The organism is Methanolobus chelungpuianus, assembly GCF_024500045.1.
GTDB lineage: Archaea > Halobacteriota > Methanosarcinia > Methanosarcinales > Methanosarcinaceae > Methanolobus > Methanolobus chelungpuianus.
The window spans coordinates 1-21,643 of record NZ_JTEO01000002.1; the positions used below are offsets into that span (position 1 = coordinate 1).

The 21,643-nt window shown below is 50.8% G+C and carries 22 protein-coding genes; 13 read left to right on the top strand and 9 right to left on the bottom strand.

The genetic code is table 11. From position 1 onward, the window contains the following. Positions 1 to 147 precede the first annotated feature (147 nt). Positions 148 to 1,170 carry a DUF21 domain-containing protein gene (locus tag PV02_RS00880; RefSeq protein WP_256621449.1) on the bottom strand — a complete coding sequence of 341 codons (1,023 nt, stop codon included), beginning with the start codon at positions 1,168 to 1,170 and terminating at the stop codon, positions 148 to 150. A 253-nt stretch (positions 1,171 to 1,423) separates the two neighbouring features. Between PV02_RS00880 and tgtA the strand changes: the two genes are divergently transcribed. The 8 genes from tgtA to PV02_RS00920 all read left to right on the top strand — a co-directional run bounded on the left by tgtA (position 1,424) and on the right by PV02_RS00920 (position 10,368). Then, positions 1,424 to 2,893: a tRNA guanosine(15) transglycosylase TgtA gene (gene tgtA, locus PV02_RS00885; RefSeq protein ID WP_256621451.1), complete on the top strand. Its 1,470-nt coding sequence runs from the start codon at positions 1,424 to 1,426 to the stop codon at positions 2,891 to 2,893. Between the two features lie 197 nt (positions 2,894 to 3,090). Continuing rightward, complete coding sequence (locus tag PV02_RS00890) at positions 3,091 to 4,362, top strand: rhodanese-like domain-containing protein (protein ID WP_256621452.1); 1,272 nt, start codon at positions 3,091 to 3,093, stop codon at positions 4,360 to 4,362. After that, entirely contained in the window at positions 4,359 to 5,333 is a 975-nt protein-coding gene (gene egtD, locus PV02_RS00895) for an L-histidine N(alpha)-methyltransferase (RefSeq protein WP_256621454.1), read from the top strand. Before PV02_RS00890 ends, egtD begins: the two co-directional genes overlap by 4 nt. Then, positions 5,330 to 6,511, top strand: a complete 1,182-nt coding sequence (locus PV02_RS00900; RefSeq protein ID WP_256621456.1) for an aminotransferase class V-fold PLP-dependent enzyme — start codon at positions 5,330 to 5,332, stop codon at positions 6,509 to 6,511. Before egtD ends, PV02_RS00900 begins: the two co-directional genes overlap by 4 nt. A 7-nt stretch (positions 6,512 to 6,518) precedes the next feature. Continuing rightward, entirely contained in the window at positions 6,519 to 6,926 is a 408-nt protein-coding gene (locus tag PV02_RS00905; protein ID WP_256621458.1) for a SufE family protein, read from the top strand. 141 nt (positions 6,927 to 7,067) lie between these two features. Continuing rightward, entirely contained in the window at positions 7,068 to 8,012 is a 945-nt protein-coding gene (locus PV02_RS00910) for a UbiA family prenyltransferase (protein WP_256621460.1), read from the top strand. Between the two features lie 33 nt (positions 8,013 to 8,045). Beyond that, positions 8,046 to 9,203: an NAD(P)/FAD-dependent oxidoreductase gene (locus PV02_RS00915; RefSeq protein WP_256621461.1), complete on the top strand. Its 1,158-nt coding sequence runs from the start codon at positions 8,046 to 8,048 to the stop codon at positions 9,201 to 9,203. A gap of 19 nt (positions 9,204 to 9,222) precedes the next feature. After that, positions 9,223 to 10,368 (top strand): radical SAM/SPASM domain-containing protein, encoded by a 1,146-nt coding sequence (locus tag PV02_RS00920; protein ID WP_256621463.1) that lies wholly within the window; start codon positions 9,223 to 9,225, stop codon positions 10,366 to 10,368. A gap of 119 nt (positions 10,369 to 10,487) precedes the next feature. Here PV02_RS00920 and PV02_RS00925 read toward each other — a convergent pair whose 3' ends face one another. Continuing rightward, positions 10,488 to 11,348 carry a coiled-coil protein gene (locus PV02_RS00925; RefSeq protein ID WP_256621465.1) on the bottom strand — a complete coding sequence of 287 codons (861 nt, stop codon included), beginning with the start codon at positions 11,346 to 11,348 and terminating at the stop codon, positions 10,488 to 10,490. Between the two features lie 69 nt (positions 11,349 to 11,417). Further along, complete coding sequence (serB, locus tag PV02_RS00930) at positions 11,418 to 12,083, bottom strand: phosphoserine phosphatase SerB (RefSeq protein ID WP_425438339.1); 666 nt, start codon at positions 12,081 to 12,083, stop codon at positions 11,418 to 11,420. Positions 12,084 to 12,285: 202 nt separating this feature from the next. Between serB and PV02_RS00935 the strand changes: the two genes are divergently transcribed. Beyond that, positions 12,286 to 13,119: a F420-dependent methylenetetrahydromethanopterin dehydrogenase gene (locus PV02_RS00935; RefSeq protein ID WP_256621468.1), complete on the top strand. Its 834-nt coding sequence runs from the start codon at positions 12,286 to 12,288 to the stop codon at positions 13,117 to 13,119. Between the two features lie 31 nt (positions 13,120 to 13,150). Next, on the top strand, positions 13,151 to 13,348 hold the full coding sequence (locus tag PV02_RS00940) for a hypothetical protein (RefSeq protein WP_256621469.1): 198 nt from the start codon (positions 13,151 to 13,153) through the stop codon (positions 13,346 to 13,348). Position 13,349: 1 nt separating this feature from the next. Here the strand turns inward: PV02_RS00940 and PV02_RS00945 are convergent, their stop codons facing one another. After that, positions 13,350 to 13,937 (bottom strand): pyruvate kinase alpha/beta domain-containing protein, encoded by a 588-nt coding sequence (locus PV02_RS00945; RefSeq protein ID WP_256621471.1) that lies wholly within the window; start codon positions 13,935 to 13,937, stop codon positions 13,350 to 13,352. A gap of 139 nt (positions 13,938 to 14,076) precedes the next feature. Here PV02_RS00945 and PV02_RS00950 point away from each other — a divergent pair, with 139 nt between their 5' ends. Next, positions 14,077 to 14,823, top strand: coding sequence for a proteasome assembly chaperone family protein (locus PV02_RS00950; RefSeq protein WP_256621472.1), 747 nt, complete (start codon positions 14,077 to 14,079; stop codon positions 14,821 to 14,823). A 4-nt stretch (positions 14,824 to 14,827) separates the two neighbouring features. Beyond that, complete coding sequence (locus PV02_RS00955; protein ID WP_256621474.1) at positions 14,828 to 15,220, top strand: DUF473 domain-containing protein; 393 nt, start codon at positions 14,828 to 14,830, stop codon at positions 15,218 to 15,220. A gap of 46 nt (positions 15,221 to 15,266) precedes the next feature. On the opposite strand, the gene PV02_RS00960 is transcribed toward PV02_RS00955, so the two are convergent. The 4 genes from PV02_RS00960 to PV02_RS00975 form a co-directional block, all read right to left on the bottom strand. Beyond that, positions 15,267 to 15,986 carry an endonuclease V gene (locus PV02_RS00960; protein ID WP_256621476.1) on the bottom strand — a complete coding sequence of 240 codons (720 nt, stop codon included), beginning with the start codon at positions 15,984 to 15,986 and terminating at the stop codon, positions 15,267 to 15,269. Next, the gene (sepS, locus tag PV02_RS00965) at positions 15,979 to 17,598 is read right to left on the bottom strand and encodes an O-phosphoserine--tRNA ligase (protein WP_256621478.1); all 1,620 of its coding nucleotides are present in this window, start codon (positions 17,596 to 17,598) and stop codon (positions 15,979 to 15,981) included. The genes PV02_RS00960 and sepS overlap by 8 nt, the downstream gene beginning before the upstream one ends. A gap of 80 nt (positions 17,599 to 17,678) precedes the next feature. Beyond that, entirely contained in the window at positions 17,679 to 18,323 is a 645-nt protein-coding gene (locus tag PV02_RS00970) for a translin family protein (RefSeq protein ID WP_256621479.1), read from the bottom strand. A 105-nt stretch (positions 18,324 to 18,428) separates the two neighbouring features. Next, the gene (locus PV02_RS00975) at positions 18,429 to 18,695 is read right to left on the bottom strand and encodes a stationary phase-response protein (RefSeq protein WP_256621480.1); all 267 of its coding nucleotides are present in this window, start codon (positions 18,693 to 18,695) and stop codon (positions 18,429 to 18,431) included. A gap of 118 nt (positions 18,696 to 18,813) precedes the next feature. Between PV02_RS00975 and PV02_RS00980 the strand changes: the two genes are divergently transcribed. Further along, positions 18,814 to 19,308: an Sjogren's syndrome/scleroderma autoantigen 1 family protein gene (locus tag PV02_RS00980; protein WP_256621482.1), complete on the top strand. Its 495-nt coding sequence runs from the start codon at positions 18,814 to 18,816 to the stop codon at positions 19,306 to 19,308. A gap of 51 nt (positions 19,309 to 19,359) precedes the next feature. Here the strand turns inward: PV02_RS00980 and PV02_RS00985 are convergent, their stop codons facing one another. Next, positions 19,360 to 21,636 carry a DEAD/DEAH box helicase gene (locus PV02_RS00985; RefSeq protein WP_256621484.1) on the bottom strand — a complete coding sequence of 759 codons (2,277 nt, stop codon included), beginning with the start codon at positions 21,634 to 21,636 and terminating at the stop codon, positions 19,360 to 19,362. Between the last annotated feature and the right edge of the window lie 7 nt (positions 21,637 to 21,643).

A 21,643-nucleotide genomic window follows, 5' to 3' on the forward strand; every position in this document is an offset into this window, starting at 1 on the left:
GAGATTGTTCTTTGTTCTGAGTGTAGCAGCGCATGCTGTACATGGTCTTAAGGCCTGCTTTCATCAAGGCCACAGGAACCGTTCTTTCAATTAGACAGATGTGTCATAAAGTAGATAGCAGACTATCCTTTCTCTGTTGCAGGATGTTCACTCCACCCTGACAACTATCCCGCGCAGCAGGCGGCCGAGGATGTCCGAGCCTGTGATGATTCTTTTTTCAGGATCGTCCTTGTTCCAGTAAAGGATTAGATCCTGATCAATAACATCATCTTCTGAATCTATAGGATATACTTTCAGCCGATTAATGACGCTCCCTATCTTTTCCAGGGGGTCTGTTACCACGATAGGATGATGGCAGTACCTATATGGGTTAAAATCCCTGTCAACTCTCAGCGCCCCTCTAAGAAAGGCATCAGAATCGATAGCTATCTTTGGCACGTTCATCTCATTGACAATAATTGTCCACTTCTTGCCGGAAGCTGCTACTTGCTGCACCAAATCATCACCTGTGGTGCTCCCAACTTTAGGGAATATTGGTAAATCCCCCTCAAAGGGCAGCTGTATAATACTGAGCGGGTGGATAATGGATCCTTCCTTCTTGATGTCAAGGTCATCGATAGAAAGGAAATTCAATGCCCCGATTCCCTCACACCTGTCAATGTCCGAACTTGCTGAGCTCATATGCTTCATGATCATAGTCCTGAAAGCCCTTTCCTTAAAGTACTCAACCTTTTCCTTGCCAAGCCACCAGTCGAGGACTATTGCGGAAGGCTTTGCGACAGGATAGAGCAGGATACTGTAGATCTTAACAAGAGGTGACAGATGTGCACCCAGTTTAAGGGCATTACGTGAGAAATATGCCTGGGGTGCCAATTCACCAAAGCAGGCTATCAGCACCGTGGACATTACAAAAGCCAGAGTTCCTACCATTACCCTGTCAGTAAGCATTGCCAGCAGCACGTTTGTCCCTACATTGCCCCAAAGTAAAGTCGCCAGAAGGAAATTAGGATCTCTCCTGAACTCAATAACTTTCAGAGCGTACGGGTTCCTTGACTCAGCCTCGATCTCAAGCCTCAGGGGTGCCAGTCCGAAAAGACCGATGGTCAGCCCTGAGAAGATAGCAGACTGTATGAGACATAGAAGTATGAATAGCCACAGAATAGAGATCATGAGGATCAGCCGGTCTTAGGGAAAGCGGGAATAAGGAGTATACTTTCCAGAGTGTTCTCTAGTGTTCATTAAAGCTGTTACACCGACCTTCTCAACATGCATTGATAAGTAAAAACTAACGCAAGATCAATTCCCGGGCATTTGCGCATAAACATATAACCCCATTACTTTTCTTATAGTATAATAACTCATCGTGCACCGGGCGTCTCATGTAAGAAGTTACATATATCTTTACCTTTATCTAGTCCCCTATATGTCATCACGATTCGATATCATCCACAAGGACACTGCGGGCCGCATAGGCAGGCTCACAACACCCCACGGCGTTGTCGAGACCCCGACGGTCATGCCTGTGATCAATCCCAACCTCCAGACAATAAAGCCCTCCGAGATGAGGGATTTCGGGGCGCAGATACTGATCACCAACTCCTATATCATCTACCGCAAGGACGAACTGAGGGAGAAAGCCCTTCAGGACGGCCTTCACGCACTTCTTGATTTTGACGGACCCATAATGACCGATTCAGGTTCCTTCCAGCTCTCTGTATACGGAGAGGTGGAGGTCACCAACGAGCAGATAATAGATTTCCAGCAGAAGATAGGCAGCGACATAGGCGTACCGCTGGACATTCCAACTCCTCCCGATGTCAGCTTCGAACGTGCCAGCCAGGAACTTGACATCACTATTGAACGCCTGCAGGCTGCCAGGAAGCTCGTGACAGGGGACATGTTGCTGGCAGGCCCGGTGCAGGGCTCCACTTACATGCAGCTCCGGGAGAAGTCTGCAAGGACCCTTTCCGAAACAGGCTTTGACGTCTATCCCTTCGGGGCCGTTGTCCCGCTGATGGAATCATACCGCTATGCAGACCTGGTTGATGTCATAGCAGCCTCCAAGAAGGGTCTTGATCCCTCTGCTCCCGTGCACCTGTTCGGTGCCGGCCATCCCATGATGTTCGCCATGGCAGTGGCACTGGGCTGTGATCTGTTCGACTCGGCAGCATATGCGCTATACGCGAAGGATGGCCGATATATCACTAACAGGGGAACCTACCAGGTAAACGACCTGAAATACTTCCCATGCTCGTGTCCCATATGCCAGAAGTACTCCCCGGAGGAGCTCAGGAAAGCCCACAACTCAACAGAACTGCTTGCACGGCACAACCTGTACGTTACCTTCGAGGAAATACGCACTATAAAACAGGCCATCTGGGAAGGCAATCTCCTGGAACTCGTGGAGCAGCGCTGCCGTTCACACCCGCGGATGCTGGATGCTCTCAAGCAGATGTATACCCACTCAGACTGGCTTGAGAGGCTGGACCCTGCGTCCAAGTCCACATTCTTCTATTGCGGCCCGGAATCTGCAAAACGTCCCGAAGTGCTAAGGTTTGCCAGCCAGCTCGACCGCTTTACCATTCGCGGCTCGGCCCTGATACGCCCGTCTCCGGGAAAGATGGACAGTCAATATGACAACGTGCTTATCTTCAAGCCACCCTTTGGCGCCTACCCCCAGGAGCTTGCCGAGATATACCCGCTCAATGCCGAGGTCGTGAGAAATCCTGACTACGAGTCTCTGGAACAGGCTTATCTTAATACCATTAAACTTGTGGAACTGAACCCTGAAGCCGAGTTCACTCTTGTCATACAGGAGAGATTCGGGCATCCTCTCCTTAAAAAGCTGGAGGGAATGAATAATGTCAAGGTTATTTATCCGCAAGGCGAGTAATTCATTCCTAACCTTTACTTTTTTACATTCTGGGTAGGGGATCATCAGTTCCGTGACCCGTCAGGGCATCCTCGGCTCTGGCTGCTGAATTGCAGATATCAGGAACCAGATATTACTTATTCTTCTTGCCAAATTATATTTTTTATGCCACTAGCTGCTGAATTAGATATATATTCAGAGCAATCTTATATCCCTCTATGGGGAAAATAGGGGAAATTACAACTGAAGAACTATCTGTAGATATGGACAATTACAAACTGATCGATATAAGATCGGTTGATGCCTACAATGGCTGGAAAGAAGGTGGGGAGGTAAAAGGTGGCCACATAAAAGGTTCAAGATCACTGCCATATAAATGGATGCACTATATCGACTGGATAGAGATCGTCAGAAATAAAGGGATCCTGCCGGAAGATTCCCTGGTCATTTACGGTTACGACAGGCAGCAGACAGGGGAAGTGGCAAGGCAGTTTGAAAAGGCCGGTTATCCAGATGTGACTGTTTACAGCTCTTTTTTAGAATGGGCGGAGAGGGATATGCCCATGGAGCATCTTGAAAGGTACAGGCAACTGGTTCCGGCCAACTGGCTGAACCGGCTGATCACAGAGGGCAGCGCTCCTGAGTATGGCAATGACAGGTTCGTGGTATGCCACGCCCACTACATGAATCCTTCCGATTACGAGCAGGGACATATCCCCGGAGCAATATCCGTTGATACTAATTCTCTCGAGTCCCCTGAAACATGGAACCGTCGCTCCCCAGAAGAACTGAAAGAAGCACTGGAAAGCGCAGGCATATCACATGACACCACAGTCATTGTCTACGGAAGGTTCTCCTACCCAAGGAGCGAGGACCCGTTTCCGGGAAGCAGCGCAGGTCATCTGGGAGCCATGCGATGTGCGTTCATCATGCTCTATGCAGGTGTGAAGGATGTCCGCATACTTAACGGGGGTATTCAGTCATGGCTTGATTCAGGTTATGAGCTCACAAAAGAGCCTGCCTGGAAGAGCAGGGTATCTTTCGGGATCGATACCCCGCAAAGACCGGAGATCGCTGTCGACCTTGAAGAGGCAAAAGAGATCCTTGCATCTCCTGACAAGAACCTGGTTTGCGTCAGAAGCTGGCGGGAATACATAGGAGAGGTAAGCGGTTACAACTATATACAGAAAAAGGGCCGGATCCCGGGAGCGGTGTTCGGAGACTGCGGTTCGGATGCCTACCATATGGAAAACTACAGGAACCTTGACCATACAATGCGCGAATACCACGAAGTTGCAGAGAACTGGAGGAAGCTCGGTATCACTCCCGACAAGCGCAATGCCTTCTACTGCGGGACCGGCTGGAGAGGCAGTGAGGCATTCTTCAACGCATGGCTTATGGGCTGGGATAATTCCGCAGTCTATGACGGCGGGTGGTTCGAGTGGAGTAATAATGACCTTCCCTTTGAGACAGGTGTGCCGGTAGAATGATCATAGAGGATTTCATGCAAGAGGTCGGCGAAAGCTCGATCAGGGAAAAACTGCTAAGCTGCCTGAGATCAAACCCAAAGACACTTCCATGCACTTTCTTCTACGACCGCACCGGCTCGGAACTGTTTGAAAAGATTACAACGCTTGAGGAGTATTATCCGCCGAAGGTCGAGATTCCGCTGCTGCGGTCAACAGCCAGGAAATTCGACGGGGAACTTAAGGGCTGTGACATCGTAGAGCTCGGGAGCGGGGACTGTTCAAAGATATCCGTATTTCTTGATGAGGTTCTGGAAGAGAACCGCCAGACAATAGTGTACTACCCGGTTGATGTCTCCAGGGAAGCTATAGAGAAGTCCGGGTCCATCCTCCGGAAGAGATATCCTGAAATGGGACTTCATGGGATCAATGCTGATTTCCTCGAGCATCTTAGGAAGATGCTTGGAAAGAGAAGAGGGGAGAGAAGGAGTTTGTTCTGTTTCTTCGGGAGTACGATAGGTAATCTTGACAGGACAAAAGCTACGGAGTTTCTGAAGGATCTGGATGGGGTCATGAAGAGAGAAGACAGGCTTCTCCTCGGAATGGACATGGTGAAGGATATCGATGTGCTGGAGAGAGCCTACAATGACAGCCAGGGGATCACTGCGCAGTTCAACAAGAACATACTGAACGTTACAAACAGTCATCTTGGAACGGATTTCAATCCTGATGATTTCGAGCATGTCGCTTTCTTTAACAGGAACTATTCCCGTATCGAGATGCACCTTAGAGCAAAAAGGGATCTGGAGGTCACAAGTCCTCTGTTTGATGAGGACATAATCTTCAAAAAAGGCGAAACTATCCACACGGAGAACTCCCACAAATATACTGTGGATCATATAAGAGGAATGGCAGATGCTGCAGGTCTTTTCCTGAGGAACGTATATACTGATGATAAGAAATGGTTCTCTCTTGCTGAAATGGTGAAAGTATGACAGGTCCCGGGAAAGATTTCCCTATACTGGCTAAGGAGATATATGGGAAGCGGCTGGTTTATCTTGACAACGCGGCAACAAGCCAGAAACCGAATTCAGTGATCGATACTATTTCCGATTTCTACAGGTCCGATAACAGCAATATCCACAGGGGTGTGCACTACCTGAGCGAAGTATCCAGTGAGAGGTACGAGGAGGCAAGGGAGAAGGTCAGCAGTTTCATCGGTGCCGATGAGCCTGCAGAGGTGACATTCACGGCGGGGACTACCGACTCTATCAACCAGGTAGCACGTTCGCTTGAACCTGTCCTGAGGGGGAACGAGGTTCTGATCACCGGCGTGGAACATCATTCTGACATCGTGCCATGGCAGCTTGCAGGAGCACGGCTCAGGGCAATTCCCATGGATGAAGGTTGTGACCTGCTGACGGATTCCATTGAGATCACAGACAGGACTAAACTGATAGCTGTATCCCATGCCTCGAATGTCCTTGGTTCCGTCAATCCGGTCAGGGAAGTGACCAGGATCGCAAAGGAGCACGACATCCCTGTCCTGGTGGATGCGGCGCAGTCGATACAGCACATCCCTATAGATGTGAAGGATATCGGCTGCGATTTCCTAGCATTCTCGGGCCACAAGATGTACGCAGCAACCGGTATCGGCGTGCTTTACACCAGCGAGCGCTTCAGTGAGATCATGCCGGCAAGGGGTGGAGGAGGTATGGTGGATAAGGTGACCCTTGAGGGAACGACATACCTGAAGCCCCCTTTACGGTACGAGGCAGGCACTCCCCATATCGCGGGTGCCATAAGCATAGGCGCAGCGATCGATTACATGCAGGGTATCGGCATGGATAAGATAAGAAGAGATGAGCATGAGGTATATTCCTACGCAAGGGAAAGGCTGCTGGAAACCGACGGCGTGACGGTTTACGGGAACACCGGACAGATGTGCGGTTCCATTTCCTTCAACCTTGAGAATATCCACCACTACGACACGGGAATGATCCTGGACAAGATGGGTATCGCCGTCAGGACCGGCCATCACTGCGCCCAGCCGCTGATGAGGACCCTGGGTATCGAAGGTACGGTGAGGGCGAGTTTTGCATTGTACAACACGAAGGACGATGCCGACGCCCTGATCGACGGCATAGGGAAAGTAAGGATGATGTATTCATGAGGGATGTATGAGGGACGCCGTTCAGGACGAGATCATAAAGCAGTTCGAGGGCCTTGAATGGCTTGACAGGTACGCTCTCCTCATCTCATTTGCCAGGGAGCTTGAACCCATGGATGCGAGGTTCAGGACCGAGGAGAACTCCATCAGCGGCTGCCAGTCCAGGGTATGGATCATAAGCCATAGGGAGGACGGTAGGCTCATCTTCTATCTTGACAGTGAGGCCATGATCACCAGGGGTATCATGTCCCTTTTGATGAAGGTCGTGAACAATCGCCCTCCTATGGAGATCGTGGACCTCGACTTCTATTTTATCGAAAAGATCGGCCTGAAGTCGAACCTCTCGCCTGCAAGGGCTGACGGGCTGGCGTCGATCATCAGGAGGATCAGGGAAGTTGCCGAGGGGGAGGCGAATTAGGAAATGTGTGGAAACCGTACTCGTTAATCGATTTCGCAGGATACGTAAAGTGTCCTATCACTCCCTCCCACGGTCCGCCCTGATTTTCCAAAACTAAATATACGATACTGAAAATTAGGTGCTATAAATTCTGGTGATAACGTGGTTTCCACTTCTGACTCAAAAACAAGGAATCCTTATGTCGAGCTTCTCAGGCCTGAGATCTCCGACATGGACCTTGCGCTCCCTGCGGCCAGTGCTCTGCTGGCGACCTATCTTGCTACAGGCTCGTTCCCTGCGCTGATACCGTTCATCATAGCGGTGATAGGGGGGTATGCGGCCATAACCAGCTCCTATGTGTATAATGATTGCTGCGATATGGATATCGACAGGATCAACCTCCCCAACCGTCCGCTGGTGTCCAACCGGCTCAGGAGGGGCCAGGCGCTCAGGTATGCCTTTTTCCTGTTCATGATTGCAGGGGCGGCTGCGCTTTACCTTAACCCCGAGTCATTTGTGGTGCTCCTGATAGCAGTGGTGACGATCAACGTTTATTCAGCTATTGCGAAGAGGGCCACCTTCCTGAGCTTCGTGCCTGTGGGTATCGCTTACGGGCTTGTACCCATAGGTATCTGGCTTGCATTCGACCCTGCAGGGATCCTGAGGCAGCCCGACTACGGTGCCATACTGCCGCTCCCGGCCATCTTCCTTGGCCTGATGATGTGCTTCACCGACTGGGGTTTCACTCTCTCGGGTGTGGCCAGGGACGTAGAGGGGGACCGTGCCAAGGGTGCTCCTACCTTCCCGGTGACCTTCGGCGTGCCGGCGACCTCGAAATTTGTAATCCTCATGTGGGTTGTGGGCGTGATAGCTTCCATTGCTATCGGGCTTACTGCAGAACTGGGTCCGGTATTCTTTGCCGGTGCATTGCTCGCAGGCGGCTGGATGCTCACTCAGTCTGTCGATTTTATACGCAGCCCGACACCTTCACGAGGAGGGAGGCTGTTCCTTCAGGGCTCCAGGTACAGGGGCATCATGTTCGGCTCTCTCATACTCGATGTAGTGCTCTGTTTACTTGTGCCTGCATATTCCGGTATATTGTGGTAAGGTATAAAGGAGAAGTCAGGAAAGAGGTTCAACATGGATGCTGATATCATAGTAATAGGAGCTTCCCCGGCGGGAGTGATGGCGGCGAGGAATGCATCCGCAAAAGGCTGCAAAGTGATCCTGCTCGATAAAAAGGAAGCTGCAGGCGTGCCCACCCATCCGGCCAATACCTTCTTCAAGGGTATGTTCGACCGCACGGGAGAGGAAGTGGACCCGAGTTACGTTATCAAGAACCTCAAGGGCGCCTACATCATAGCACTCTCGGGCAGGAAGGTCCTCTTTGAGGGAGAAGCCTATTTCCTCGACAGGAAGAAATTCGACGAGTTCTACATCCGGCAGGCAGAAGCGGCAGGCGCAGATGTCCGCTTCGGTATCGAGGTTCTCAACGTCCTCAGGTCGGAGGGAGGATTCATGTTAAGCACGTCCAGAGGTAAGATGAAGTGCAGGCTCGTTATTGTTTCGGACGGCATCAACTCCCGTGCAGGCGCGCTTCTGGGCATGAAACCCATCAGATACCCGGAGGACATTGCCTGGTCCCTGGAAGCCGAGATCGAAGCCGAAGGCATTGGTGAGCCTGAATACTTCGAGTATTACGTAGGCAACCATGCACCGGGATGGAAATCCACATACTCTCCATGCGGAGGCAACCGGGCCACCCTGGGCATGTACGCCCGGAGGCAGGGTACCGATGTTTCCGATTTCTTTGATTCCTGGCTCGAAAGGTTCAGGAAACTAAAGGGACTCGATGAAGTGAAGATTATCAGCAGGTCCACAGGTGGCGACCCCATAGTCGCAATTCCCGGCGAGATCGTTGCAGACGGTGTAATGATAACCGGCGGCTCCGCTGCCCAGTCCGGTATAGGATATGGTATGCATGCAGGGCAAATGTGTGGTGACGTTGCGGCAGAGGCAATTGCAAAGGGCGATACCTCAAAGCTTTTCCTGTCGGAGTACAGGAGACGGTGGAACGAGGCATACAGGACGGAGTATTACCTGGGAAGGTTCGCCCTTGAGACCCTCCGGAAAATGAGTGATAACGAGGTAAACGGGATGATGAAGGTCTTTGAGGGCGAGGACCTGAAAGTGCTTGGCGGGACACCCTTCAACCAGGCAGTGCAGATATCCAGGATGATAATCAAGAAGAATCCCTCAGCTCTGCTCTCATATCGTGCCATCCTGCGGAACAAGTAGTGTCAGTTATAGGATAATCATGCAGAAGAAATATTTCTTTTACAGGAACCCTCTGTTCAAGGTGTATGCCAGAGTGGAGAACAATAAGGTGCGTATGGGCACATCAGGTCTTGTTTCCCCCATAGCTGGCAAATTCGTATCCGACATGATGGAGATCTTTGAAGGAACAAGGCCGTCGATGGTCTGGAATGACCGGCTCATCTATTCCACATGGATGCCGCCTATTCCAAGCAAAGCCTTTGACAGGCTTGTATCAAGCCAGATGAGCGCCATGCGGGGCCGCTACGTTCCCGAGCAGCTCACAATCTCGATCACTGAAGACTGTCCCAACAAGTGCATCCACTGCGCTCTGCCCGATACAAGGAACAAGGCAAAACTGGCATCGGATGTGGTGAGATCCGTTATAGATCAGGCGCAGGATCTCGGGACAACCCTGATCATCTTTGATGGTGGCGAACCTCTCGTATATGAAGGGCTGGAGGAGCTCATCAGTTATGTGGACCAGTCAAAGGCAATTCCCGGACTCTTCACTTCCGGCGTGGGCCTTACAAAAGAGCGCGCAGCAAGCCTTAAAAATGCGGGGCTTTACATGCTCAGTGTCAGTCTTGACAGTTCCACCGAGGCCGGACATGACTTCATGAGAGGGCGTCCCGGTGTTTTCAGGGAGGCCATGTCTGCTATCCGTAACGGCCTGGATGCGGGCCTGCTTGTGAACATGTATGTAGTGCTCTCCCCGCGCAACATCGGAGAACTGGATGACTTCTACTCTCTTGCAAGGGACGCGGGCGTGCACGAACTTTCCTTCTTTCAGATAGTGCCCACTGGCCGCTGGCTGGATCACAAGGATGAAGTGCTCTCAGCGGAAGACCTGCAGAAGCTCGATGAGTTTGTAGCGAAGGTTGCAGATATGGAAGGACCCAGGGTCTTCCCGATACCTCACATGGTCAAACGCTTCGGCTGCTTTGCAGGACGGAAATGGCTGCACATAACCCCTGAAGGCGACATTCTTCCATGTGCATGCATGCCGCTGCCTTACGGCAATATCCACAAGGAGTCTCTGGGGTCTGTTTGGAAGCGGTTATACAAGGACCCTCTTTTTACTGCAGGTCCGTGTCTGATGAGGGATGCAGATTTCAGGCAGTTGAAGCTCGGACTGGAAAAATAGCCCTTTTTCTGCTATATGGGATCAGCATCTCTACGAGTCTGCCATTCCTGTTCTTAAAAAAAGAAAAGTAATGTCCAGGGTGATATTCTCACCCTGTATGTGCGCATGATACGCTGAACTTACTTGAGGAGTCCCGATCTCTGGAGAGCCATGAGGTTCTCGGTCGTAAGCTTGCCACCGGACTTGAATTTATCAAAAATGTCCTCGGCATCCTTGCGGGCATCTGCTTTTGCAGCCTCTTTCTTCCCGTCGACATCGCCCTTCTTCATCTTGCGGAGTTCCTTGTCGATGTCACGTATCTCTTTCTGGGCTGCGATGAAAAGCTTGTGCTGCTCGTCTGCGCTTTCCTGGAACTTTACAAAGTCCTTGTGGGCGGCATCCGATTCTGCACGGATCTTGTCAGCCTCTTTGAAAGTGGTTATCATCTTATCATGGTATTCCTGTGCTTTCTGGGCATATTCGGAAAGTACCTTGTGATGCTCTGAAGCCTGGTCCCTGATCTCCTGGGCCTCGGTCAGCAGTTGCTTGAGTTCCTGGTTGCTTTCAAGCTGTCCCTTCTTTGCAACGTACTGCTTCTGGAGCTCTGTGATCTTGTTAACAAGCTCTCTTTCTTTGCTTGTTGTGAGAACCTCTGTCTGCTGGGCGAACTCGAGCCTGTCGATCTCCTTGCGTATGTCCTTGATGGAAGGACCGCCCAGGTTGTTCTCATTGCGTATCAGGTCGATCTTTGCAAAGATGTCGTTTGCCTTTGCGTTGACCTCGTCGCGGATGACCTTGTATTCCTTGACCTTCTCGTTGTTCTCGTCACGAAGCTTCTTGAATTCCTGCGCCTCGTTGATAAGGTCCTTGGTCTTCTTGTTCAGCTCATTACGCTTTGCAGCCAGTGTGCTTGCTTCTGCGTTGAGTTCGTTCCTCTTTACCTTGTAATCCTCTGACTGCTTCTTAAGCTCAGTCTTCTTGTCGTTCAGTTCCTTGAACATATCTTGTTAATCCTCCCTATCCAGCAAAAAAGCTGGCATTTCATGCATTCCTAATGCACGATTCTGGCTTTACACATCCAGCGCTTCTATCACTGGAATTACTGCCTCGAGGTTCTTCTTAGTAATTACAACATCTGCATATTGATGCAGTATGGGCTTGGCATTGAATGCAATGGCATATCCGGCTCTTTTAAAGATACAGATGTCATTTGCCCCGTCGCCTATCACAATGCACTCTTCAGGTTCTATCCCATATTCACGGGAGATCCCTTCCAGGACAAGTTCCTTGTTTCCCCGTCCCGTAAGCGGCCCCGTGACCTCTCCTGTAAGGCAGCCGTTGTTAATTATAAGCTCGTTGGATACCACATGGTCCATATCCAGTGCATTACCCACCCTTTCAGTGGCAAGGGTGAACCCACCGGATATCATGGCGGTCTTGTAACCCCGGGATTTGAAGAATCTGACCAGTTCGTGTGCTCCTGGCATAAAAGGCATCCTGTCCAGGGCTTCCTGCGCCTTCTGAACCGGAAGTCCCTTCAGAAGCCTTACCCTCTCATTAAGGGCCTGTGAATACTCGAGTTTTCCATTCATAGCCATTTCTGTGATCATGGCTACCTTATGTCCAACCCCAGCTACCGCTGCAAGTTCATCAATGGTCTCAGCATCAATTAAGGTGCTGTCCATGTCAAAAACCACTAACTTTACCCTTTCCTGAGAATTGCAAGCATCACTCACACGATCAAACCTAAGCTTTTAATCCCGTTGTGAAACAGTATATAAGTGCCGAGATTGATGTGAAATATGCCACATTACTTTTAAGGTTTTCGGACACTAACTTAAATCTTTCCCTTATATGCCCTTTTGCCTTCCTGGATACCTCGCTGTTTTTCCAAAAGTAATATATGCTACACTGCCCATTGCAATACGGTGATTTTTCATGGCAAAGATTGGATTTATCAAGTTAGGTAATCTTGGTATGAGCCAGGTTATCGATCTGGTACAGGATGAGATCGCAGCAAGAGAAGGTATCTCCGTTCGCGTTTTCGGTACAGGTCCAAAAATGGGTAAAGATGAGGCAGCTGCAACTGCAGAACTCAAGAACTGGGGTGCAGACTTCTATGTGATGATCAGCCCCAATGCAAGCGCACCAGGCCCGACCGCAGCCCGTGAGATATACAAGGACGTACCATGTATCATCATTTCCGACGGCCCGACCAAGAAGGAAGACCGTGAGGCTCTTGAGGCAGCAGGATTCGGTTACATCATAATGACCGTTGACCCGCTCATCGGCGCAAAGACAGAGTTCCTCGACCCTGTCGAGATGGCATCATTCAACTCCGACGCAATGAAAGTGCTCTCCACCTGCGGTGTCGTAAGGCTCATCCAGGAAGAGCTTGACAAGGTTGCAGCAATGGTGGACGAAGGTAAGTCCGGTAAGGACCTTCAGCTCCCGCGCATAGTCGCAAAGCCCGAGAAATGCATCGAGAGAGCAGGATTCAGCAACCCCTATGCAAAGGCAAAGGGTCTCGCAGCTCTCCACATGGCCGATATGGTCGCCAAGATCAACTTCCCTGCATGCTTCATGCTCAAGGAGATCGAGCAGGTCACACTCACAGCCGCAGCAGGCCATGAGATGATGCGCGCAGCAGCACAGCTGGCAATCGAGGCAAGGGAAATAGAGAAGGCCAACGACAGCGTCTTCAGGCAGCCACACTCCAAGAAGGGCGGCAGGCTGATGACAAAGACCAAGCTCTACGAGAAGCCACAGTAAAGTACCTTCCAAGGTACTCCTTTTCCTTTTTATGGAACCACTTACTATTCTTGCAATTGCCCTTGCGGTATTTGCCTTATTTGTACTGATAACCGCTTACATCCTCAAGTCTACAATTGCTTTCAACTCACTTAGAGCAAAATCCGCTCCTCCTGAAAAGGACTTCCCGGAAGGTACGATCATGGGTGAAGAGGAAGGGCAGGATAAAAATGAAAGAAGGATAAAGTAGATCAGTCTTCCTTTGCCCTGGGCATTGCTATTATCTCTCTGACCTGCAGGCTGAAGAAATCAAAGGAATGTGCAGGCCTGAGTACAAGGGCCACATCAGCGCCCTGCCGGGTACCGCCAACGGCAATGATCTCAGTATCTTTGGATACCGGTATATGTCCAGAGTCTGCTGCCATCATTGCACACTCAATGGCGACCTTGAATCCCTTGCCGAACACCGCACGCAGTGTATCCGATATAACGTCTCCCCTGCTGGCACCTCCCAGGCGCTTGGAGATGGCACGCTCGACACCGGAGAACATGTGGGACTGAGTGGTCATGACAACTCCCATCTCAGTAAGTCTTTTGAGCTTGTCCTCTTCAACTTCCCATTTACCGTTCTCCTTCAGTCCGTACTGGTGAGAGATAGCTATTATCTTTACTTTCTGCCCTGAGAATATCTCAGCAGCTTTAAGGGCAGTCTCGCCGGTGGTACTCGCAACCACCACATATTCTATCCCGAGCTCTTTTGCCCTTAAGGCTGCTGCCCGGAGCACTTCCTCCGTGTTCTTCGGGCCCACGTCATCAAAATATGTTATTGATTTTTCCATCCAATCACCTGTTCCTTTAGATACAGTTCCTTCGCTTATCGCAATGTACTTAATTTTTTCGGATAAACGATGCTCTTATCTACTGTTAACTATATATCATCATCAGGGAGTAACTTAGTGCTAACAAAAGGTGATCTTTTTGTCCGAGACTGATTATGAAGATACTAATGTGAAGATTATCACAAATGACATCAAGTCCGTCAATCCTGTCCTGATAGAGGGTTTTCCGGGAATAGGGCTTGTCGGGAACATTGCCAGCCAGCAGATAATAGATGAGCTGAAAATGGAATACATCGGTTCCATTGATTCAAGGCATTTCCCGCCCATCGCTGTCCTCTATGAAGGTCTCATCAACATGGCTGTGAGGATATACGAAAGCCAGGAACACAACATCCTTATGATCGTTTCAGATATCCCGGTAAATCCTGTTGTGGCTTACGACATAAGCAAGGCCATCCTGGAGTGGGCACAGTCCGTCAAGGTAAAGGAAATAGTCTCGCTTGCAGGCATTGCAACAATGAGCGAGGAACATAAGGTGTTTGGTGCTGCAACAAATACCGAGATGCTTGAAAGGATCAAGGAGAAAGTCGAATTGTTCCAGATGGGCACGATCTCAGGTATATCCGGAAGTATCATGTCCGAATGCCTCGTAAGGCACATGCCTGCTATAAGCCTGCTGGGCTCCACAAGAAGCCAGAACCCTGATCCAAGGGCAGCTGCTGTTGTCATTGATGTTCTGAACATTCTTTATGGCCTCAATGTCAATACTGAGAGCCTGATCGAGCAGGCGGAGAAGATAGAAATTGAAATGCAGAGGCTTGCCGAGGATGTAAGGACTACCGAACAGCCGGTAACCCCCAGGAAAGAGTTCCCGATGTATGGGTGATACCATGTCAGAATACGTAGCACTGACGGGAATGTCCGAACACGTGATCTCAGAACTGAAGCAGAACCGCCTGCTCACTATTGAGATCCGCAGCCCTCACAACTTCTTTGCAGCGATGAGCCTCCAGCCGGGAGATTTCGTGTTCCTTACACGCACAAGCCCGGATGACCTGACAGGAGGCAACACGGGCATAGTCGCCAAGCTGCTCAAAAGTCAGATAAGCACGTTCCGCGTGCTGCAGAGCGGGGAGATGTATTATGAAGAGCGCGAGATGACAACCCTCCGGCTGCAGCTTGATCCCCGATGCATTGCACGCGTGCGCAAGGTCCTGAGCAACCGCATCGGCGAGGTCTCAAAGGTGGAAGCCGAGGAAATACCTCTCTACAACGCGCAATGAATCCTTAAGGCAGCGGGTTTTGGTCGCTGCCTGAGCACTCATTTTATCAGTAATTCTCATTAAAAGTAGTCTGGTGTCCCTTTCCCGCTTTCAGTTCCTCTCGCAGCTCGGCAGCGTACAGGTGTGCGAGCCTTGTGGGTTCTGGCAGCTTATGTCCTTTGAGGCAGTGACCCACGATCTCAAGACAGGACTGCATGGAAACCTTATGTCCGGGTGATGCGATGATAGGATTACTCCTCTTGCTGGTCTTTAGTACCCACCCGACCTGTTCTCCTTCGTACACAAGTTCATGGTACTCGCCGACCTCTGTCGGAACCAGGGCCTCTCCGCATAGTATCTTCTTGGAAACCCCGATGGTAGGGTGGTCCATGACAGCGCCGAAATAGGAAGCCATCCCTGATCTTCTCGGATGGTTGATGCCACAGGAATCCATTATAAGCACATCGGGCTTCTTTTCAAGTTTCCCGAAAGCGGAGGCCATGGCGCATCCTTCCCTGAAGTTCAGGTAAGTGGGTATGTAGGGCAGCCTGACCTTCTGGACCACATGCTCCCTTTTGATGATGTCGAGAGTTGTGTAATCAAGCACAACTATCGCACATATTATGCGATCACCAAGATAGGAGCAATCCATGCCCGCAACCGTTCGAAGCTCACGAAAGCCGTCCCTCAGGTCTATCATAAGGGTGGCTTCGTGTTGCAGCTCCCGCAGTTCCTTAAAACTCCTGGACTGCGGGTCGAACCATCTGCGCAGGTATTCCTTATCCAATAGTTGCCCTCACGGTTGTAAATACCGGACCGCGCACGTCTATCTTCTTGTTGTTGCTGGTGATGTAGTAGTTCGCAAGCGGCTCGAGGCGGATGTTGATCTCCGATGGTACTTTGACTATCCTTACCCTTGTCTCAACCTCACTCTCGCCGCTGGCAATGGCGTTCTCGATGTCCCGGGCGGCCTGCGCAGCAAAGGCATCAAGGAACCTCACACCTGTCCTTGCAGAGTGGTTCTCAAGGGCCTCCTTCCATTTCTTGTTGTCAGGCACTCCCAGGATATCGTTCTTGAAGACGACAACCTCATTGAACACCGCAGGCCCGCAGAGCTTTGTATCGTTCTCAGGCTCCACAACGGATACCTTCACATGCTTCCCTGAGATCTCACCCTCCCATGCGGGGAACTCACAAGGGCTCGGTGTGGAACCATGGGCTTCGCAGATTGCAACTATCGAGTCTGCTATCTCCTTCCCCTGCTCTGTCTCAGGCACGTTCTCCACATATATGAGCCTTGCAAGCTCATCGTCTCCCATCCTCCATTCCGAGTACTGGGCGATCTGCGGGAAAGCAAGCTCCCTGACATCGGTTGCATTGTAGAGTATCATTGCAAGCCTTTCCACGCCAAGTCCAAGGTTCATCACCGGGAAGGGTATGTTGTACTGGGCGAGTGCCGTGGGCGAGTAGATGCCGAAGGTCGCAACCTCCACCCAGCCGTCGGAGTACTTTGTCTTCGAGCCCACAAGCTTTGGGTGGTACGCAAACACCTCTATCTGGGTGTCCGGCGAATAATATTTGCTGCGCTTGTCATCGGGCCTGAACATGAACTTCTCGAAGCCGAACTGCGATAAGAGTCCCTGGGCCACTGCCTTACCGTGGTCCACTGTGACATTCTCGTCTGCAATGACGCAGGATGCGGAATAATAGGTCATGAGCCTTGCAGCATCCTCGTCCTGTTCTCTCCTGAAGCAGCGGTCGACGGAAAAGAAATGGAAGGGCGGGCTGGCACGTTCTGCAAGGGACGAAAGGCTGATGAACCAGCCGGATGTCATGTGGCTCCTGAGGGTCTTCCTTGTGGACTGGGGCACAAGCTCCTTGAATTCAGGGAACACCTGGTCTATCATCTCGACTATCAGTGAATCCGAAATATTGATGGCAGCCGATATCTCAGGCACCAGGTCATCTCCCTCTACATCGCCCTTCTTGTATGCGTGGAAGATCTTCCTGATGGTCTCGATGGCCTCATCATCCACGTTCCCAAGGATTGCCCTTATCGCCTCTATACGCTCATCGGATATCCCTACGTTAGGGCGCGGAAGGCCTGCCAGATAATAGCACCTGTCAAGAACGGCGAGTGCCTCATGGCCGAACTGCTTGTGGACTTCCCTTTCATCCACAATGAGAGGATTCATCATTTCCTCAAAACCCATGCGCATATATGCTTCACGCAGCCTTGAGATGGTCTCGTATATCGGGTGCGGCTTGCCGTACCGCAGGGACATGTGGGGATACTGCTCGTTAAGTCCCGACCTTTTGATGAATTTTTTTCCTTCTGTCCATGCCTGATCAAAATCCTTGCCGGCCCATTCCTTAATCTCATCAGGGTTGAATCTCATAAATAGTCCTCATATAATTAATAATAAATCCTATGAACGGGGTCAATTGATATTGATTTATATTTCAGCACCGCACCAAACTACTGCCTTAACTCCCGGATGGACTCTTCCAGTCTCCGCTGCCCTATGGCTGTTGTAAGGTCGCCCCTGGTCCTCTCGATCAACGAGCGCGCTGTGTCGGTCTTATGCCTGAGCCCGCGTGTCATGGCGTCCGGGAAATCGAACATCATGAGACATCCGTATATGTCTTCCATGACCTCAAGGTATTTCTCTCCTTCCAGGGGTCTGTTATTCCTTATAAGGTCAAGGGTATGTCTCCTGAGCTCGCCCACCACGTCAGCCAGGCCGTTAAGATATGCTGCATAGCTGACCCCCAGCTCATCAGGGCCGATGATATACGTTTCATCTCCCCTGTTCTTCACGAGCGCAAGCAGCACAGCACCCTCAGCATACTCCTGTTGCGCATGTTCCACAAACCCTGCATGGTAGATATCTGGATGTTCCCGAAGCAGTGAACTGATGTTTTCAAGCATGTTTGCAGAATCCTCGAGCAGCCCGGAAGCTTTTTCAAAATCCCCTTTATGGATGCTGAACATGGCTGTTCTGCAGTTGCGCACAACATCCCTTGATACCGCCAGGCTTTTTTCCCTTGCAGCATCCTTCTTCTCAAAATTATCCCTTATCCTGTCGGAGATCTTACCGATCATGTAAACCCCATCTCCCATCTGCAGCTTAGTATATACATTTTTGCAGAAGATGCTACTGTTAATTGAGACAGCCCTAAGCAGGCAGGCCGTGGCCGGAAGCCCGAAGGAAAAAAATGTTATCCCTTATTCGTCAACAGGGATAGTTTCAAGCTGGCTGGCTACATCCCAGATGAGGGTCCTTGTGTGGACAGGGATGTTAGGGTCGTTGCTGATGTCTTCAAGTATGGATATACTTGATGAGGTCCTCAGGAATAAGGGCTCTTTTCCGTTGCTCAATGTTTCCAGAACTTCATTCGCAGAACGCCTGATATTTCTAGGAACGGAGTTATCATTGGCTATATATTCCAATTTCTGCTTGCACTCCGCAATGACTTGCTCAAAATCTGACATGTGGATCACCTTGATGCTAAGAATGAAAATAAGTGTTGCTCAAGTTACTTCTAAATAGTTATATTGTATAAAAAGACTTTCATTGGTATATATTTTGCGTAAAACCGGGAGTAATTCAATGTCAGATATGGACGATGACAAAATACAGATGATATCCAGGATGCTGGAGATCGGCGGTACGATGCTTGCACAGCACTGTGATAGTTGCGGGGCGCCCATGTTCAGGTATAAGGGGGATGTCTTCTGTCCCGTATGCAAGGAAGTTGATGACCCGCGCACAAGACTGCAGCCGAAGACATCCGCAGAAGCGTCTCCTTCGATCAAGGCGATCGGCACTCCTGTGACAGAGCATATAGTTCCGCATAACGTCTCTCATTCTGTCGACGCTCAGGAGCATATAAAGGAAGCCACTCCTGTGCCAGCTGGTCCGAAAAAGACCCCTGCACATCAGGAGGGGTCGGCGGCAAAGGAACTCGAAGACCTGCTGATGCAGAAGATGGTATCCCTCGCGCGCTCCATGCAGGATGAGGCCGATATCCGGAAGATGTCTGATGCGCTGGACATTCTCGAGCGCGGCATCTCTCTTATAGAGAAAATGAAAAGGACGCTCTGATACTCTCCAGGTACATCCTCAAGGGATAGCTAGGGGCCAGCCCCTTTTCCCTTATTTGTACTCACTGGAAACTATCTCCCTTATCCTGCCTGCAGTCTTTGGCCCGATGTTCTTTACCTTCAGGAGATCTTCATAGTCTGCCTTGATGACGTTCTCTACGGAACCGAAATGCATGAGCAGACTCCTGGCAGCCTTGGGGCCGATATCAGATATCGATGATATTATGTACTCCTGCTGCTCAGGCAGCATCATGGACGATTTCTTACCGTGCATGGACACATCCCTTTTCTCATCGGTCTGCTCCCTTTTTGCTATCTGCTTCAGCAGGCTGGCCGTGTCCTGTGCATCCCTTGTATGGAATACCGCAAGGCCGAAATCAAGCGCAATGGATGAGAGAGCACCGTGAATGGCATTGGGACTGAGGTTCCTTGTGTTGAACAGGTTCTCTCCCTCGATGACGAGCACCGGCTTTTCATAGGCCCTTGCAAGGTTCGATATCTGCTCGAAAAGCTTGTGTTCGATGAGGGAACCTGTAAAGTCCTCGCAGCTCTTCCTTTCGGCAGCAACGCGGTCACTGAGTATGTAGTCCCCCACTTCCAGCGTCCGGAGCATTATGTCCACACCTGCTCTTTCCAGCTCCCTTGCAACGGAGCTCTTCACTTCGCGCTGGTCCACCACAATTTTTACGGTATCGTTCCCGAAATCAAAAAGTGTGACCTGCTCTTTCCTGTCTGCAGTACCAGCTATGCCGTCAGCAGCTTCCGGGATGTCGGAAAAGCTTTCCGCCGTCCTGGCAGGCATCATGTTCTGGAGCTCGGACATATTGCTCAGCATCTTTTTTTCCTTGGACTGGCTGCTCCAGTAGTATCCTTCGTCCCTGGTCCCTCTGGTGATGAGTACGACAACACGTCCCTCATGCTTTCTCCCGGTCCTGCCCTTCCTCTGGATGCTCCTGATCTCGGAAGGAATGGGTTCATAGAACAGCACGAGGTCGGTAGACGGGATGTCCAGTCCCTCCTCCGCGACAGATGTGGCTATCAGGGTGTTGTACTCCCCTGACTTGAACTTCTCGATGATCCCGACCTGCTGCTTCTGGGTAAGTCCCTTGTCCTTGTACTTGCTTGCCTGGCCCACGAAGCGGATAGGCTTAATCAGTTCGATCTCTGCAAGCGCGGTGGTGATCATCTCTGCAGTGTCCCTGTAATTGGCAAAGACAATAACCCTTGAATCCGGACTGCTTTTTATCTGATCCAGCACGATGTGCTTCACATGCTCCATTTTCGGGTGCTCACAATCGCAGCCTTTCAGCCTGTTCACTGCCTGCCTAAAATACAGGTCTTCAGCAAGTCGTTTTGATGCCTTGCTTCCGTTCTTGGAGCCTGCTTCGTTGTCCAGTCTCTCCATGTACATGCGCAGGGCTCCCAGGCCCTGGGTTTCCGTGATCTCCACCGCGTGGCTTATCTTCATGATCTCGGCCATGATGGAGATGGCTGTGTAAACGGACGGATCGGGTGAACCCCTCAGCTCCCCCTGCAGTTTTTGCTGGAGGGCAAGCAGGTCCTTTTTGGATACATATCTGGAATTATGTATGGGGTATCCCGCATCCTCAAGTCTCTTGTACCTGTCCTCAAGCACCTTGTTGAGCAGGTCCCTTATCTCCCTCATCTCCGCAGGCAGGTCGATGCGCTTCCATTCGATTTCCTTCTTATGGATATAGGGAGCCACATCCCTGTCTGATTCGGTCTTCACCGCAACTGACTCGATATGCAGGGCCTGGCAGACCTCTGCTATCTTCTCTTCGGAGCTTCCGGGACTTGCAGTGATACCCAGGCAGAGTGGGTCTTTTGCAAGCTGGAAATATCTCTCGGCGATGTATGTGTAGGCATAGTTGCCTGTTGCCCGGTGTGCCTCATCAAAGGTGATGTGAGTGACATCCTCAAGGCTGATGCGCTTTGTAAGTATGTCGTTCTCGATGACCTGGGGAGTGGATACGATGACGCGCCCCTTCTCCCAGAGTTCCGCCCTTGCAGAAGGGCTCGTGCTCCCGGTGAACGTGAGTATCTCTTCTTCCGGTATCAACAACACCTTTTTCAAAAAAGATGCGTGCTGCTCCACAAGCGGCTTTGTGGGCGAGAGCAGCAGGACCTTCCCTCCAGCCTTCTCAAGGCGTGAAGCGATGACAAGAAGCGCTATTATGGTCTTTCCCATGCCCGTGGGGAGCACTACCAGCGTAGGTGCGCCCAGGGCTTTTCCGGCAAGGTCGAGCTGGTAGAGGCGCTGTTCCACAGCATTGGGCCTGATCAGGGGATGTCTGATATAGTCGGGCATGTTTTCA

Excerpts from the sequence above, each read along its gene's own strand:
- PV02_RS00880 (WP_256621449.1), bottom strand. The coding sequence starts at position 1,170 with ATGATCTCTATTCTGTGGCTATTCATACTTCTATGTCTCATACAGTCT.
- tgtA (WP_256621451.1), top strand. The coding sequence starts at position 1,424 with ATGTCATCACGATTCGATATCATCCACAAGGACACTGCGGGCCGCATA.
- PV02_RS00890 (WP_256621452.1), top strand. The coding sequence starts at position 3,091 with ATGGGGAAAATAGGGGAAATTACAACTGAAGAACTATCTGTAGATATG.
- egtD (WP_256621454.1), top strand. The coding sequence starts at position 4,359 with ATGATCATAGAGGATTTCATGCAAGAGGTCGGCGAAAGCTCGATCAGG.
- PV02_RS00900 (WP_256621456.1), top strand. The coding sequence starts at position 5,330 with ATGACAGGTCCCGGGAAAGATTTCCCTATACTGGCTAAGGAGATATAT.
- PV02_RS00905 (WP_256621458.1), top strand. The coding sequence starts at position 6,519 with ATGAGGGACGCCGTTCAGGACGAGATCATAAAGCAGTTCGAGGGCCTT.
- PV02_RS00915 (WP_256621461.1), top strand. The coding sequence starts at position 8,046 with ATGGATGCTGATATCATAGTAATAGGAGCTTCCCCGGCGGGAGTGATG.
- PV02_RS00920 (WP_256621463.1), top strand. The coding sequence starts at position 9,223 with ATGCAGAAGAAATATTTCTTTTACAGGAACCCTCTGTTCAAGGTGTAT.
- PV02_RS00925 (WP_256621465.1), bottom strand. The coding sequence starts at position 11,348 with ATGTTCAAGGAACTGAACGACAAGAAGACTGAGCTTAAGAAGCAGTCA.
- PV02_RS00935 (WP_256621468.1), top strand. The coding sequence starts at position 12,286 with ATGGCAAAGATTGGATTTATCAAGTTAGGTAATCTTGGTATGAGCCAG.
- PV02_RS00940 (WP_256621469.1), top strand. The coding sequence starts at position 13,151 with ATGGAACCACTTACTATTCTTGCAATTGCCCTTGCGGTATTTGCCTTA.
- PV02_RS00945 (WP_256621471.1), bottom strand. The coding sequence starts at position 13,937 with ATGGAAAAATCAATAACATATTTTGATGACGTGGGCCCGAAGAACACG.
- PV02_RS00955 (WP_256621474.1), top strand. The coding sequence starts at position 14,828 with ATGTCAGAATACGTAGCACTGACGGGAATGTCCGAACACGTGATCTCA.
- sepS (WP_256621478.1), bottom strand. The coding sequence starts at position 17,598 with ATGAGATTCAACCCTGATGAGATTAAGGAATGGGCCGGCAAGGATTTT.
- PV02_RS00970 (WP_256621479.1), bottom strand. The coding sequence starts at position 18,323 with ATGGGAGATGGGGTTTACATGATCGGTAAGATCTCCGACAGGATAAGG.
- PV02_RS00975 (WP_256621480.1), bottom strand. The coding sequence starts at position 18,695 with ATGTCAGATTTTGAGCAAGTCATTGCGGAGTGCAAGCAGAAATTGGAA.
- PV02_RS00980 (WP_256621482.1), top strand. The coding sequence starts at position 18,814 with ATGTCAGATATGGACGATGACAAAATACAGATGATATCCAGGATGCTG.
- PV02_RS00985 (WP_256621484.1), bottom strand. The coding sequence starts at position 21,636 with ATGCCCGACTATATCAGACATCCCCTGATCAGGCCCAATGCTGTGGAA.